The sequence below is a fragment of the Pseudomonas sp. W22_MBD1_FP4 genome (assembly GCF_052113765.1).
Classification (GTDB): domain Bacteria; phylum Pseudomonadota; class Gammaproteobacteria; order Pseudomonadales; family Pseudomonadaceae; genus Aquipseudomonas; species Aquipseudomonas sivasensis.
On sequence record NZ_JBGQOI010000005.1, the window covers coordinates 65,011 to 77,437 of the forward strand.

General features: G+C 60.2%; 13 protein-coding genes. 10 read left to right on the plus strand and 3 right to left on the minus strand.

Annotated features, from left to right (window positions below; all coding sequences use genetic code 11):
• Positions 1 to 12: 12 nt before the first annotated feature.
• The 3 genes from ACEN2T_RS08905 (at position 13) to ACEN2T_RS08915 (ending at position 1,990) form a co-directional block, all read left to right on the plus strand.
• Positions 13 to 393 carry a RidA family protein gene (locus ACEN2T_RS08905; RefSeq protein WP_003176922.1) on the plus strand — a complete coding sequence of 127 codons (381 nt, stop codon included), beginning with the start codon at positions 13 to 15 and terminating at the stop codon, positions 391 to 393.
• A 56-nt stretch (positions 394 to 449) separates the two neighbouring features.
• Positions 450 to 1,190, plus strand: a complete 741-nt coding sequence (locus tag ACEN2T_RS08910; protein ID WP_099601755.1) for a hypothetical protein — start codon at positions 450 to 452, stop codon at positions 1,188 to 1,190.
• Positions 1,191 to 1,267: 77 nt separating this feature from the next.
• Positions 1,268 to 1,990 carry a hypothetical protein gene (locus ACEN2T_RS08915; RefSeq protein WP_442116574.1) on the plus strand — a complete coding sequence of 241 codons (723 nt, stop codon included), beginning with the start codon at positions 1,268 to 1,270 and terminating at the stop codon, positions 1,988 to 1,990.
• A gap of 26 nt (positions 1,991 to 2,016) precedes the next feature.
• Here the strand turns inward: ACEN2T_RS08915 and ACEN2T_RS08920 are convergent, their stop codons facing one another.
• Positions 2,017 to 2,868, minus strand: coding sequence for an SDR family oxidoreductase (locus ACEN2T_RS08920; RefSeq protein WP_122756229.1), 852 nt, complete (start codon positions 2,866 to 2,868; stop codon positions 2,017 to 2,019).
• A gap of 189 nt (positions 2,869 to 3,057) precedes the next feature.
• Here ACEN2T_RS08920 and exbB point away from each other — a divergent pair, with 189 nt between their 5' ends.
• The 6 genes from exbB to ACEN2T_RS08950 all read left to right on the plus strand — a co-directional run bounded on the left by exbB (position 3,058) and on the right by ACEN2T_RS08950 (position 9,826).
• A complete protein-coding gene (gene exbB, locus ACEN2T_RS08925; protein ID WP_032884415.1) occupies positions 3,058 to 4,026 on the plus strand; it encodes a tonB-system energizer ExbB in 969 nt (322 codons plus the stop codon).
• 6 nt (positions 4,027 to 4,032) lie between these two features.
• Positions 4,033 to 4,458, plus strand: coding sequence for a TonB system transport protein ExbD (gene exbD, locus ACEN2T_RS08930; protein WP_032884416.1), 426 nt, complete (start codon positions 4,033 to 4,035; stop codon positions 4,456 to 4,458).
• Positions 4,455 to 5,204 carry a TonB family protein gene (locus tag ACEN2T_RS08935; protein ID WP_032884417.1) on the plus strand — a complete coding sequence of 250 codons (750 nt, stop codon included), beginning with the start codon at positions 4,455 to 4,457 and terminating at the stop codon, positions 5,202 to 5,204. Before exbD ends, ACEN2T_RS08935 begins: the two co-directional genes overlap by 4 nt.
• Before the next feature lie 139 nt (positions 5,205 to 5,343).
• Entirely contained in the window at positions 5,344 to 6,264 is a 921-nt protein-coding gene (locus ACEN2T_RS08940; RefSeq protein WP_003213305.1) for a hydrogen peroxide-inducible genes activator, read from the plus strand.
• A gap of 8 nt (positions 6,265 to 6,272) precedes the next feature.
• Positions 6,273 to 8,348, plus strand: a complete 2,076-nt coding sequence (gene recG, locus ACEN2T_RS08945; RefSeq protein ID WP_032884418.1) for an ATP-dependent DNA helicase RecG — start codon at positions 6,273 to 6,275, stop codon at positions 8,346 to 8,348.
• 77 nt (positions 8,349 to 8,425) lie between these two features.
• Positions 8,426 to 9,826 carry an aminoacyl-tRNA deacylase and HDOD domain-containing protein gene (locus ACEN2T_RS08950; RefSeq protein WP_032884419.1) on the plus strand — a complete coding sequence of 467 codons (1,401 nt, stop codon included), beginning with the start codon at positions 8,426 to 8,428 and terminating at the stop codon, positions 9,824 to 9,826.
• A 76-nt stretch (positions 9,827 to 9,902) separates the two neighbouring features.
• Here the strand turns inward: ACEN2T_RS08950 and ACEN2T_RS08955 are convergent, their stop codons facing one another.
• Complete coding sequence (locus ACEN2T_RS08955) at positions 9,903 to 10,277, minus strand: hypothetical protein (protein WP_003195530.1); 375 nt, start codon at positions 10,275 to 10,277, stop codon at positions 9,903 to 9,905.
• A gap of 300 nt (positions 10,278 to 10,577) precedes the next feature.
• On the opposite strand from ACEN2T_RS08955, the gene ACEN2T_RS08960 reads away from it, so the two are divergent.
• Complete coding sequence (locus tag ACEN2T_RS08960; protein ID WP_095185212.1) at positions 10,578 to 11,423, plus strand: hypothetical protein; 846 nt, start codon at positions 10,578 to 10,580, stop codon at positions 11,421 to 11,423.
• A gap of 70 nt (positions 11,424 to 11,493) precedes the next feature.
• On the opposite strand, the gene tagQ is transcribed toward ACEN2T_RS08960, so the two are convergent.
• Positions 11,494 to 12,420: a type VI secretion system-associated lipoprotein TagQ gene (gene tagQ / locus ACEN2T_RS08965; RefSeq protein WP_442116575.1), complete on the minus strand. Its 927-nt coding sequence runs from the start codon at positions 12,418 to 12,420 to the stop codon at positions 11,494 to 11,496.
• Between the last annotated feature and the right edge of the window lie 7 nt (positions 12,421 to 12,427).

The following is a 12,427-nucleotide window of genomic DNA, read 5'->3' on the forward strand; positions in this document are numbered from 1 at the left end:
AAGGAGTCATTCATGACCAAGACTGTTATCACCAGCGACAAGGCCCCGGCCGCCATCGGTACTTACTCCCAGGCAATCAAGGCGGGCAACACTGTCTACATGTCCGGCCAGATCCCCCTGGACCCGAAGACCATGGAACTGGTGGAAGGCTTCGAAGCACAGACCGTGCAAGTTTTCGAGAACCTCAAGTCCGTCGCCGAAGCTGCCGGCGGTTCGTTCAAGGACATCGTCAAGCTGAACATCTTTCTTACCGACCTGAGCCATTTCGCCAAGGTCAACGAGATCATGGGCAAGTACTTCGAACAGCCTTACCCAGCCCGCGCCGCCATCGGCGTTGCTGCTCTGCCAAAGGGCGCGCAGGTTGAGATGGACGCGATTCTGGTCATCGAGTAAAACACCCGGCGCAGCCCTCACAGGCCGCGCCGACTTCGTTTTAAAAGGATTTCATGATGCGCAAAGCGCTTGTAGCCACTTCGTTGCTCGCCCTGATGCTCGGCGGCTGCGCCAGCAACCCGGCCGACCTGGATGTGAGCGGCACCTGGATCAACCAGGTCGCCATCGATGCGGCAGCCAAAGGCGGCCCTTTGCGCGAAGCACTGCAGAGCTTTGGCCCGAACCTCGAGTGGGAGGTCAACTCCAAGGCGGCGCAGGCGCGCTACTACAACGGTTTTGAGGTTGCCGAAGGCAAGCTGCTCGGCGAGCAATCCGGCGCCTGGAGCGTGGATTTCTACGGCAGCTCCGCCACTGAGCTCAAGCGCAAAGGCAAACAACTGCTGCAAGTGGCGAACGACAATGAGCCCGAACAGCTGTTTGCTCGCGCCAAAGATCCAGCCCCGGAAGGCGCGCCGCTGGGCGCGAACTTCGAACGTGCGCTGTATGCGGCCTATATGGGCGGCGACTGGAAGATCACCGACGGCTTCGGCAGCGGGGCCACGGTGCAATTCCAGTCTGACGGCAAAGTCGCCGGCTTACCGGGCGTCGATCGGTACTCACTGTGCCTGGCAGGTGATTGCGCATCCATGAGCGGCGGCTACGACAGCATGTGGCTGCAACTCAACGGCGTGGGTAACCCATGGATTTTTGCCCGCAAAGGCAAACAGCTGGAAATTTTCCAGGCGATCAACACTGCACAGACCGATGAGGTGCCTTCGTTTACGCCTGGGCCACGTCAGTGGTTACTGGAAAAATAGTGATACAGAACAAAGGAGCCCAAAGGCTCCTTTTTCTTTAGCCTGCGCCACGGTTTCTTACCCTCAGAGATGGCTCCATGCGCGCATTGCTTACCTTCGGCCTGCTACTGCTTGGCGGATGCACCCATACGTCGCCGAAAACGGATATCAGCGGCATCTGGATCAACCAGACAATCCTTGATGCCGCTGCGTTGAGCCAATCGCTGAACACTCAGGGCTCAAATCTGGAATGGAATATCGATATCCACGCCGGCAAGGCGCAGGTGAGCAGCGGCTTCGAAATGGCCGAAGGCAACCTGTTGCAAACATCCCCTGACGCCTGGACCGTCGACTATGGCGGCTATAGCAGTGACGCACTGCGCCTCGACGGCAAACAGCTCATCCAACTGGGCAAAGAGCATATGAAGGAACAGGTGTTCAGCCGCCCTATCGACACCGCTAAAACCGAAGAAAGGTGGGGCAGCACTTTCAGGAGGGCCCTGAACGCCGCTTACGTGGGTGGAAAATGGCGCATCATCGAGGGGCCAGGAACAGGTGAAACTGTAACGTTCGCTGCGGATGGCCAGGTCTCAGGGCTTGCAAAAACGGACAGATACGAACTATGCCTGGACGGTGACTGCGCCTCCCAAGGCGCAGGCAATAACACCCTTTTCCTGACCAATGGAGACGTCGGTAATACCTGGATCTTCGTGCGCAAGGGCAAGCAGATGGAAATCCTCCAGGCAATCAACGGCGCGCAAAGCGACGAAATACCCACGTTCACGCCCGGCCCGCGCCAATGGCTGCTAGAACAGCAATAACACAGATCCAACGGTGGGGAGGGGCTTCAGCCTTTTAGAATGGCCGCATACCCTTCTCGATAGCTCGGATACGTCGGCACCCAACCCAGCGCTTTGATGCGAGCATTGCTGCATTGCTTGCTACCAGCACGCCGCACGCTGGCGTCCTCGGACCACTCCGTTACGCCCAGGTAGTCACGCAACCAGGCCACCACCTCGGCCAAGGGAGCCGGCGCATCGTCGACGCCGATATAGATTTTATCCAGCGAACCGCCCTGCTCCACATGGCGCAACAAGAAGGCCAGCAAACCCGCCGCGTCGTCCGCGTGAATGCGGTTGCCATATAAAGGTGGATCGATCGCCACGCGATAACCCTGGCGTACCTGGGTCAGAAGCCACTCGCGGCCCGGACCGTAAATGCCGGTCAGACGCACAATGCTCGCAGGAATGCCGCTATTGAGTGCGACCTGTTCGGCCTCCAGCATGACCTGCCCGGAATAGCCCTTCGCCTTGGTTTCAGAGGTTTCGTCGACCCACTCGCCATTCAGTTGCCCATATACGCTACTGCTGGATACAAACAACAAATGCTTGGGTTCCTGACCGTAATCTTTTAGCCACTCCAACACATGCTGCAATCCTTGCACGTAGGCCGCGCGATAACCGGCCTCATCGTGATCCGTCGCGGCAGCGCAATACACCAGGTAATCCACCCCGCCAATAGGCCAGGTGTCGGGGCAATCCTTGTTGAAGAGGTCGCCGGCAATGCCGATCACGCCGTTGGGCAAACGCGAAATGTCGCGTCGCAGGCCATAAACCTCCCATTCCGAGGCCAGCAATTGGCTAGCCAGGCGACTACCCACATCGCCGCATCCGGCAATCACAACAGAAGGTGCAGACATCACAAAACTCCATTCTCAAAGGTCTAGGTTAGCCTTCTCGGCTGACCAGCGGCCAGAAAAAGCACAAATAAAGTTACTGTATTACTTTTGTTAACAAGAATTACTTGCAATAATGACCGCCCATTTGTCCTCGGCCGCCTAGGGTCTGGTAGGACGATCACTCATTTTTTCTTCTCAGGTCCGGCCAGCATGACACGTAATACCACCCCCGCTTCGCCAACCAAGCTTCACAGCCCGTCCCGCGCCTGGCGCGCGATTGCTGCGATGCTGTTCAGCGTGCTGCTGGCGCCGACCGCCGCATTCGCTGATGCCAACGCCCCAGCCACGCCGGCGGCCGTCGAGCAAAACGCTGCTGCCCCGGCCGCTCCAGCCGCCACCGATCCAGCCCAGGCTGCTGCCCCAGCCGCCACCGACGAAACTGGCGTCGTGCTGGAAGAAGACAACACTCTGGGCATGGCCCATGACCTGTCGCCGTGGGGCATGTACCAGAACGCAGACGTCGTGGTGAAAGCCGTGATGATCGGCCTGGCCATAGCCTCGATCATCACGTGGACCATCTGGATCGCCAAAGGCTTCGAGTTGCTGGGTGCCAAGCGCCGTCTGCGTACTGAAATCGTCCACCTGAAAAAGGCCACTACCCTCAAGGAAGCCAGCGAGAGCGCGACCAAAAAGGGCACCCTGGCCAATACCTTAGTGCATGACGCACTGGAAGAAATGCGCCTGTCGGCCAACACCCGTGAAAAGGAAGGCATCAAGGAGCGCGTGGCGTTCCGCCTGGAGCGACTGGTAGCAGCCTGCGGCCGTAACATGAGCAGCGGCACCGGCGTACTCGCCACCATCGGTTCCACCGCGCCGTTCGTCGGTCTGTTCGGTACCGTGTGGGGCATCATGAACAGCTTTATCGGCATCGCTAAAACCCAGACCACCAACCTCGCCGTCGTTGCCCCGGGCATCGCCGAAGCCCTGCTGGCAACCGCCCTGGGCCTGGTTGCTGCAATTCCTGCGGTGGTGATCTACAACGTCTTCGCCCGTTCGATTGCCGGCTATAAAGCCCAGGTATCCGACGCGTCGGCAGAAGTCCTGCTGCTGGTCAGCCGCGACCTCGATCACCTGCCTACCGAGCGCAGCTCGCAACCGCACATGGTGAAAGTGGGGTAATCGGCCATGGGCCTGCATTTGAATCAAGGCGACGATGAACTCGTCGAGAACCACGAAATCAACGTCACGCCGTTTATCGACGTAATGCTGGTACTGCTGATCATCTTCATGGTGGCCGCTCCCTTGGCCACCGTGGATATCAAGGTCGACCTGCCCGCGTCCAGCGCCAAGCCTGCGCCGCGGCCCGAGAAACCGGTGTTTCTCAGCGTCAAGGCGGACCAACGCCTGTTCCTGGGCGAAGAAGAAGTCAAAGCTGAAACCTTGGGCCAGGTCCTCGACGCCAAGACCCAAGGCAAGAAAGACACGACGATCTTCTTCCAGGCCGACAAGGGCGTGGACTACGGCGACCTGATGAGCGTGATGGATGCCCTGCGGGCAGCCGGCTACCTCAAGGTAGGCTTGGTCGGACTTGAGACGGCAGCCAAGAAATGATCACGACGCGCCACAAACTGACGCGTTATGGCACCAGCCTTGCCGTCGTGCTGGGCGTGCACGCCGTCGCGATTGCTATCGCGCTCCATTGGTCGGCGCCGCGCACTGTGCAGCTGCCGCCGGCCGCCATGGTCATTGACCTGGCGCCGATGCCAGCACCGCCGCCACCGGCTCCACCGAAGGTGGTCACGCCACCGCAACCGCCCGCACCGGTGGAAGAGTTGCCTTTGCCGAAACTGGCCGAGGCACCCAAGCCGACGATCCAGGTGCCCAAGCCGGTCAAGCCCAAGCCCAAACCTCAGCCGCCCAAGCCGGTAGAGAAAAAGATCGAGCCACCCAAGGAGAAACCTTCCGAGGATCCGCCGAGCGATGCTCCGCCGACCAAAGCGCCGGCCGAAAAATCGGCGCAGCCGGCTCCAGGCCCGTCGCCGCAGCAGCTTGCAGCCAAGGCCTCTTGGGAAGGCACCCTGCTGGCGCATTTGCAGAAGTACAAAAAGTACCCGCCAGGTGCCCAGGCCCGTGGCAAGGAAGGCCTGAACCGCTTGCGCTTCGTGGTCGATGCCGAAGGCAACGTGCTGTCCTACGAGTTGGTGGGCCGCTCCGGCAACGCTGACCTGGACCGTGCAACCCTGGACATGATCCGTCGTGCCCAACCGCTGCCCAAGCCACCGGCCGACATGGTGAAAAGCGGCAGTGTCGAGATCGTTGCACCGTTCGTGTACAACATCGAAAAGCGTCGCCGCTGATATGACTGTGGCAAGGGGCAACCCTTGCCATTCTCAGCAAACAGCAAAATCCCCCGCTCAATCCCCAACAAACTTCTGATAACGTGCGTCTATCGATTGCAGCCGGTATGCTTGGCCCGCAACTTCATGGACGCCTGCTATGACTCTTACAGAATTACGCTACATCGTTACCCTCGCCCAAGAGCAGCACTTCGGCCATGCGGCCGAGCGTTGCCACGTCAGCCAGCCGACGTTGTCGGTGGGCGTGAAAAAGCTTGAAGACGAACTCGGTGTGCTGATTTTCGAGCGCAGCAAAAGCGCCGTGCGCCTTACCCCGGTGGGTGAAGGCATTGTTGCCCAGGCCCAGAAAGTCCTGGAACAAGCGCAAAGCATTCGCGAGCTGGCCCAGGCCGGTAAGAACCAGCTGACCGCTCCGCTGAAAGTCGGCGCCATCTACACCGTCGGCCCGTACCTGTTCCCGCACCTGATCCCGCAACTGCACCGCGTCGCACCGCAGATGCCGCTGTATATCGAAGAAAACTTCACCCACGTGCTGCGCGACAAACTGCGCAACGGCGAGCTGGACGCGATCATCATCGCCCTGCCGTTCAACGAGGCCGACGTGCTCACGCTGCCGCTCTACGACGAGCCGTTCTACGTGCTGATGCCCGCCTCCCACCCGTGGACGCAGAAAGACACCATCGACGCTGGCCTGCTCAATGACAAGAGCCTGCTGCTGCTTGGCGAGGGCCACTGCTTCCGCGACCAAGTGCTGGAAGCCTGCCCGACGCTGACCAAAGGCAACGACGGCGCCAAGCACACCACCGTGGAATCCAGCTCCCTGGAAACCATTCGCCATATGGTCGCTTCCGGCCTGGGCATTTCGATCCTGCCGCTGTCAGCGGTGGATAGCCATCACTACGCCCCCGGCGTTATTGCAGTACGCCCGCTCACACCTCCGGTGCCCTTCCGCACCGTGGCAATCGCCTGGCGTGCCAGCTTCCCACGGCCTAAAGCCATTGAGATCCTCGCCGACTCGATCCGCCTCTGTTCGGTGGCCAAGCCGCCTGCTGCGAGCTAAGTAGCCGTATGACTGAGCTGTCGCAGGTGTCGGTGACGGCACTCAAGGGTGTCGGTGAAGCCATGGCCGAGAAGCTGGCCAAGGTCGGGCTGGAAAATCTCCAGGACGTATTGTTCCACCTGCCCTTGCGGTATCAGGACCGCACCCGCGTGGTGCCCATCGGCCAGTTGCGCCCAGGGCAAGACGCTGTAGTGGAAGGCACCGTCAGCGGGGCCGACGTGGTCATGGGCAAGCGCCGCAGCCTGGTCGTGCGCCTGCAGGACGGCACCGGCGGTCTGAGCCTGCGCTTCTACCATTTCAGCAACGCGCAGAAGGAAGGCCTCAAACGCGGCACACGCGTGCGCTGCTATGGCGAGGCGCGACCCGGTGCCTCGGGCCTGGAGATTTACCATCCGGAATACCGCGCGATCACCGGCGACGAACCGCCTCCGGTGGACACCACCCTCACGCCGATCTACCCGCTCACCGAAGGCCTGACCCAGCAACGCCTGCGCCAACTGTGCACGCAGACCCTGACCATGCTCGGCCCGAAAAGCCTGCCCGACTGGCTCCCACTGGAGCTGGCTCGCGACTACCAACTGGCGCCGCTGGACGACGCAATTCGCTACCTGCATCACCCGCCGGCCGACGCCGACGTCGACGAGTTGGCCCTGGGTCACCACTGGGCCCAGCACCGCCTGGCCTTCGAAGAACTGCTCACTCATCAACTGTCCCAGCAGCGCCTGCGCGAAAGCATGCGTTCCCTGCGCGCCCCAGCGATGCCCAAGGCCACGCGCCTGCCTGCGCAATACCTGGCCAATCTTGGCTTCGCGCCGACCGGTGCCCAGCAACGTGTAGGCAATGAAATCGCCTACGACCTCAGCCAAAAAGAGCCCATGCTCCGGTTGATTCAGGGTGACGTGGGTGCAGGCAAGACAGTGGTCGCCGCCCTCGCCGCCTTGCAGGCGCTGGAAGCCGGTTACCAAGTGGCGCTGATGGCACCCACCGAGATTCTCGCCGAGCAGCACTTCATCACCTTCAAGCGCTGGCTCGAACCCTTGGGCCTGGAAGTCGCGTGGCTGGCGGGCAAGCTCAAGGGCAAGAACCGCGCAGCGGCACTGGAGCAGATCGCCGGCGGCGCCCCGATGGTGGTGGGCACCCATGCGCTGTTTCAGGAGGAGGTGAAGTTCAAGAACCTGGCCCTGGTGATCATCGACGAACAACACCGCTTCGGCGTGCAGCAGCGCCTGGCCCTGCGCCAGAAAGGCGTGGGCGGTCGCATGAACCCGCACCAGTTGATCATGACCGCCACGCCGATCCCGCGCACCCTGGCCATGAGTGCCTACGCCGACCTCGACACCTCGATCCTCGACGAACTGCCGCCCGGCCGCACCCCGGTCAACACCGTGCTGGTCACCGATACCCGGCGTGTCGAAGTGATCGAACGGGTACGCGGCGCTTGTGCCGAAGGGCGCCAGGCTTACTGGGTGTGCACGCTGATCGAAGAGTCTGAAGAACTGACCTGCCAGGCCGCCGAGACCACCTATGAAGACCTCACCAGTGCCCTCGGCGAACTCAAGGTCGGGCTGATCCACGGGCGCATGAAGCCCGCCGAAAAAGCCGCCGTGATGGCCGATTTCAAGGCCGGCAATCTTCAACTGCTGGTGGCCACCACGGTGATCGAAGTCGGTGTGGACGTGCCCAACGCCAGCCTGATGATCATCGAAAACCCCGAGCGCCTGGGCCTGGCGCAACTGCACCAACTGCGCGGCCGCGTCGGCCGGGGCAGCGCGGCCAGCCACTGCGTGCTGCTGTATCACCCGCCGCTGTCGCAGATCGGTCGCCAGCGTCTGGGCATCATGCGCGAGACCAACGACGGGTTCGTCATTGCCGAAAAAGACCTCGAACTGCGCGGTCCCGGCGAAATGCTCGGCACCCGCCAGACCGGCCTGCTGCAATTCAAAGTCGCCGACCTCATGCGCGACGCCGACCTGCTGCCAGCCGTGCGCGATGCGGCACAGGCCCTGATGGAGCGCTGGCCGGATCACGTCAGCCCGCTGTTGGATCGCTGGCTACGCCATGGGCAGCAATACGGCCAAGTGTGACGCCTGACTCACTTAAGCGACCTACAAATGTATCAAGCTGGTTATACTCCGATGACTGTAAGAAATTGGATCAGGCCATGTCAGAAGTTGCCCTCGCCACAGCCCCGCTGACCGCCCCACCGGTCATCCGGGCTCTGCTCGCAAAGCTCGCCATCCCCTACACGGAAGTTGCTGAACACCCTGGCCTGAATCCTGCGCAAAAGGTGCAGGCTGTGCTGCTGGAAGATGCGGTGGGTGCACTGATGGTGCTGTTCCCCCAAAACCAGTTGCTCGACCTCAACCGCCTCGCCGAACTCACCGGTCGCCGCCTCATCGCGGTGTCGCCGGATCGCGTCAAGCGTATGCTGGACAAGCATGAGCTGAGCCTGCTGCCAGGCCTGCCGGCACTCACCAGCTCGCCGTGCCTGTACGAAGGCAGCCTGCTCGACGAGCCGAGCCTGCTGGTGCATTCGGGCGAGCCAGGGCTGCTGCTGGAGATCGCCAGCGATGCGTTCAAGACCATGCTCACCAAAGCCAGCGCCGCAAACTTCGGCGAGCCGCTGAGTAATATCCGACCGAACCTCGACCGCCCCAATGATGACCGTGAGGAAATCACCCAGGCGATGCAGGCGTTCACCGCTCGCCGTATCCAGCAGCGCCTGGAAGCGACCATCGAGATTCCACCACTGGCTGACACCGCGCAGAAGATCATCAAGCTGCGCGTCGACCCTAACGCCACCATCGACGACATCACCGGCGTGGTCGAGACCGACCCGGCCTTGGCGGCCCAAGTGGTCAGTTGGGCCGCGTCACCGTACTACGCGTCGCCCGGCAAGATCCGTTCAGTAGAAGACGCCATCGTGCGCGTACTGGGTTTCGATCTGGTGATCAACCTGGCACTGGGCTTGGCCCTCGGCAAGACCTTGAGCCTGCCCAAAGACCACCCTCACCAGGCCACGCCGTACTGGCACCAGTCGATCTACACCGCCGCCGTGATCGAAGGCCTGACCCGTGCCATGCCCCGCGCCCAGCGCCCGGAAGCAGGCCTGACCTACCTGGCCGGCCTGCTGCATAACTTCGGTTACCTGCTGTTGGCCCACGTGTTCCCGCCGCACTTCTCGCTGATCTGCCGCCACCTGGAGGTCAACCCGCATCTGTGCCACAGCTACGTGGAGCAACATTTGCTGGGCATCAGTCGCGAGCAGATCGGTGCCTGGTTGATGCGCTACTGGGACATGCCGGACGAACTGTCCACCGCCCTGCGCTTTCAGCACGACCCAACCTACGACGGCCAATATGCCGAATACCCGAATTTGGTTTGCCTGGCCGTGCGCCTGTTGCGCAGCCGAGGGATTGGCTCTGGGCCGGATGAGGCGATCCCGGATGCGTTGCTGGAGCGCCTGGGGTTGAGCCGTGACAAGGCTGAAGAAGTGGTGAGCAAGGTGCTGGATGCAGAAGTGCTGTTGCGTGAGTTGGCGTCCCAGTTCACTCAAAACTGAATCTGTCGCCTCTCAGATAGCTATCGGGGGCGGTGCGACTTGCCCCCGATGAATCCAACTTGGTTTCCCTGAACGCCTACTTCTTTTTCTTCGGCTTCAAATACTTGGTCAACCCCTGGAACCAGATCACCAGCGCCGGGTTGCCCTTGATCTGGATCGACTTGTCCTGAATCCCCGTCATGAACGCCAGTTGCTTGTTCTTTGCCTGCATCGTGGCGAAGCCGTACGCGGCATCTTTAAACGCAATGGCGAACGCCGGCGCAGGATGAACACCTGAGCGGCTGGTAATACGTTGGTCTTTGACGATGAAGTGACGGGCAACCTTGCCGTCGAGGGTCTGCAACTGGAACGCCAGGTCTTTATCACCCAACTGTTGCTGGAAGGCGGGATTGGTCCGGCTGGCTTTGCCCATCATCAGGCCCAGCACCCAGAGGAGAAGACGAAATTTCATAAACTCACAGACCTCGCAAAGGTGAACGGCTCGCGCAGTTTAGCGATTCTTTTGGGGAACGCCACTATCGCTTTTTAGTTCACCTCCTTGCGTTTTATTACTGCCACGCAATGACTGAACAGTCTAAATTCAGCCTCTAAAGTCCGCTCGGCCAATATCGCGTTGATTCCATTCCCGAATACCATGTATTCAAAAAAACTCTAATTACCTGTGAAGGATCACAGTATCCCTTGATCTGCACGCGCACTAGTCTGGCCCAGTACTAAACCTTAGAGAGTCTGTATAAAGGAGCGCGCCAGCATGACAACTAATACAACAACTCGAGCGGGACAAGTAAGGGTCAAAATCACACAGTCCGGTGCTACTCATCAATTTGTCTCACAAATCACCAGGGCTACGGTAAAAGACAACTATATGGTGATTTATGCCAGTCAGAATGCCTTTTCACCCTTTCGTATTTATTCCCTCGACGTGAAAGTCGCCCTGGGTGCCACGCCGGGTACTTATACGCTTGATGGTCAAGCGGGAAACATCGTCGGCCTGATCTATCTTCCGCCGGATACAAACTTGCTGAACTATTACCAAGACATTTCCGGTGAATTCAGACTCAAGGAGAACGCATCGTTGCAGCAGGTCGAGGGTAGCTTTGATTGCACCGTAAAAAGCGTAGGGTCTGGTGGTGAGGAAGCCGAGTTAACCGAGGGTGAGGTCACATTCAGCCAATCACTTGATACAGACACTAAGGGGTATCTGCGCGGCACCGTCGACCCGGATGGCTATACCTTTGACTCAACTATCCTGAGCATGCAGTTTGTAGAGCCTAAAAATCACCCGCACTTTCTCGAAGTGCTCGCGGTGACTGACAAGCACGGCGACAAGCGGGTTTACCTGCACATTCCAAAATCAAAACTAGGGGAAACGTCACTGCCAATTACCAACAACGAAAATGGGGAATCAGCGATTGCGACGTTATTATTTGCGGGCGTACACCGGGCTACCGAAGGAACCGTCACTTACACGTACGATGCCGACTCGCAAAGACTGAGCGGCCAACTGAGCTTCAAGGCTCTCGTTCCCGGCCAACCCACTGTCCAATTTGAAAACGGCAAATTTGATATCGCCGGGCTGACCCCGACGGCCTCATAGATACACAAAAACCGCCAGCCGATCATTCCACTATCGACTGGCGTTAATGCGTCAGGACAACGCGCCGCCCTTAAACGTTAGGGCAAGGCACCGGCGCCCAGTCGGCCAGGTTTGGATCGCGGCAGGTGCCTTCGATCTGCGCTTTACCGGCGCTGGCGACCTTCTTGCTCTCATCTTGCTTGGTCTGGGCAGTCTGGAAGGTTTTTTCGGTGCTCACTGCTTCTGTTGGGACCGTTGGAAGAGGCGGCTTCTTCGGCGGTTTAGTGCCTGTACCTTTCTTCTTGCCCTGTGTCACAACGGGTTTTGAATCGGCCTGGGCCACGGTGACCACGTCGGCACGCTGTACGCCAACCTGCTGCAGGTCTTTCTCATAAGCCTGGGTGTAGTTGTTCAGGTCTTCGCTGGCCTTGCCGTTGACTGCAACAATCAGGTCATTGGATTCCTTCAAGCCCGAGACGATTTCCGCCAGGCGCTTGCGGCCTTCGGTGTCGTTGACGGTCTTGGCCTTACGGTCAGCCACCAGCTTGGTGAACGCGCTCTGATAGCACTGTTGCGACGCTTTGGCATACGCGGTGCTGCGGTCGATGTCGGAGGCGCTTTTGTTTACGTCAGCCGCATACGAAGCAATGCGCTGGTTGTCGTCGGCGATCTGCTTCTGACGCTCGGTGTAGTAACCCGCCGCGCCGCCGGCGAGGGCGCCGCCCGCTGCGCCAATGGCAGCATTACGGCCGCGCTTTTCGGAGTCGCCGGTCAGGGCGCCCAGCAGTGCACCGCCGGCCGCGCCGATGGCCGCGCCGGTGACAACCGACTTGGTCATGTTCGAATCGGTGGCGCGCAAGTGCTGCACCGGCTCGTAGCAGTTGGGGTAGTACTCGACCTTGGTGCTGGACGCCACCTTGGAGGCCGGCGATGTGGCGCAGCCTGTCAGCACGGTGCTGAAGCCAGCGGCAATCAGCAACAGGTGACGCTTGGAAACCGCCTTACGGGAAAAAAGCATAGGTTGT

Bases quoted from the DNA above. Each gene is read 5' to 3' on its own strand.
- ACEN2T_RS08955 (WP_003195530.1), bottom strand. From the start codon at position 10,277: ATGAAATTTCGTCTTCTCCTCTGGGTGCTGGGCCTGATGATGGGCAAA.
- ACEN2T_RS08960 (WP_095185212.1), top strand. From the start codon at position 10,578: ATGACAACTAATACAACAACTCGAGCGGGACAAGTAAGGGTCAAAATC.
- exbB (WP_032884415.1), top strand. From the start codon at position 3,058: ATGACACGTAATACCACCCCCGCTTCGCCAACCAAGCTTCACAGCCCG.
- ACEN2T_RS08920 (WP_122756229.1), bottom strand. From the start codon at position 2,868: ATGTCTGCACCTTCTGTTGTGATTGCCGGATGCGGCGATGTGGGTAGT.
- tagQ (WP_442116575.1), bottom strand. From the start codon at position 12,420: ATGCTTTTTTCCCGTAAGGCGGTTTCCAAGCGTCACCTGTTGCTGATT.
- ACEN2T_RS08905 (WP_003176922.1), top strand. From the start codon at position 13: ATGACCAAGACTGTTATCACCAGCGACAAGGCCCCGGCCGCCATCGGT.
- exbD (WP_032884416.1), top strand. From the start codon at position 4,033: ATGGGCCTGCATTTGAATCAAGGCGACGATGAACTCGTCGAGAACCAC.
- ACEN2T_RS08910 (WP_099601755.1), top strand. From the start codon at position 450: ATGCGCAAAGCGCTTGTAGCCACTTCGTTGCTCGCCCTGATGCTCGGC.
- ACEN2T_RS08940 (WP_003213305.1), top strand. From the start codon at position 5,344: ATGACTCTTACAGAATTACGCTACATCGTTACCCTCGCCCAAGAGCAG.
- ACEN2T_RS08935 (WP_032884417.1), top strand. From the start codon at position 4,455: ATGATCACGACGCGCCACAAACTGACGCGTTATGGCACCAGCCTTGCC.
- recG (WP_032884418.1), top strand. From the start codon at position 6,273: ATGACTGAGCTGTCGCAGGTGTCGGTGACGGCACTCAAGGGTGTCGGT.
- ACEN2T_RS08915 (WP_442116574.1), top strand. From the start codon at position 1,268: ATGCGCGCATTGCTTACCTTCGGCCTGCTACTGCTTGGCGGATGCACC.
- ACEN2T_RS08950 (WP_032884419.1), top strand. From the start codon at position 8,426: ATGTCAGAAGTTGCCCTCGCCACAGCCCCGCTGACCGCCCCACCGGTC.